1 protein-coding gene is annotated in these 1,065 nt (G+C 69.2%); it reads right to left on the bottom strand.

Going from position 1 to position 1,065, the window contains the following annotated elements:
* On the bottom strand, positions 1 to 1,063 hold a 1,063-nt coding region (locus tag AB4099_RS35250; protein ID WP_441481504.1), incomplete at its 3' end, for an HlyD family type I secretion periplasmic adaptor subunit.
* Between the last annotated feature and the right edge of the window lie 2 nt (positions 1,064 to 1,065).

Genomic DNA, 1,065 nt, shown 5'->3' with positions numbered 1-1,065 from the left:
CACGGGTGGTGGCCGGGGAGAGATGGCTGACGCTGCCCGGCAGCTCCGGGGTCGCGTTCTTGGCGAAGGCGGAGAAGCGCAGGCGGGCGGGCTGGCCCGGCCTGACCTGGTCGATATCGGTCGGCGCGATCCTGACCTCGACGGTGAGCCTGGCCTCGCCCGGCACGATGGTGGCAAGCCGGGCGGCCGGGGTGATGACGCCGCCGACGGTGAAGACCGTCAACTCGTTGACGAGGCCGGCGATCGGGGCGCGGATCTCGGAGCGCGAGAGCCGGTCCTCGCTGGCGAGACGCCGGTCGCTGAGCTCGGAGACCTTGGCCTCGACCTGGCGCAGCTCGCGCTGGGCCTCGGTGCGGGCGGTCTCGTCGACGGCGATGATCTGGAGGCGAGCCTCGCTGATGCGCAGCCGGGCGCGGGCGATCGAGGCTTCGATCTCGCCGCGCTCGCCGAGCAGGCGGGCCCATTCGCGGTTGATGTTGTAGACCTTGGTGCCGTCGATGAAGCCCTTCTGGAACAGGCCGAGATATTTGTTGCGCTCGAGCTCGACCAGGCGCAGCTCCTCGACCTTGGCGACCTGGCGGGCCTCGAGGCCTTTCACCTCCTCGCCGGACTGGACGATGCTGATCTCGAGCTGTTCCTTGCGGCTTTCGCGGTTGGTGCGGTTGCCGTCGAACAGCCGGGTCTCGCCCTGGATGATCTGGGCGGCCTCTTCCGAGAATCTGGCGAACTCGGCCGGGAAGGTGATCGCGGCGAGATTGTCGCGCTCGGCGATCAGGCGGGCCTTGCGGCCGAGATTCTCGCCGAGCTGTGAGCGGATGATCGAGAGCTCGGCCTTGGTCTGGACATCGTCGAGCCAGAACAGGGTCTGGCCTGCCTCGACCCGGTCGCCCTGGCGCACTCCGATCGCCTGGACGACGCCGCCGTCGCGATGCTGCACCTCCTTGAGGTTCTGGTCGACCTTGACCGAGCCCTGGGCGATCACGGCGCCGTTGAGATGGGCGCTGGCAGCCCAGCCGCCGCAGCCGACGACCAAGAGCAGGGCGAGCGCCGTGCCGGCAAGCATAT

Source organism: Allobosea sp. 2KB_26 (assembly GCF_052115715.1).
Lineage (GTDB): Bacteria > Pseudomonadota > Alphaproteobacteria > Rhizobiales > Beijerinckiaceae > Allobosea.
The sequence above is the reverse complement of the archived record's forward strand: the minus strand, read 5'-3'. Positions and strand labels throughout refer to the sequence as shown.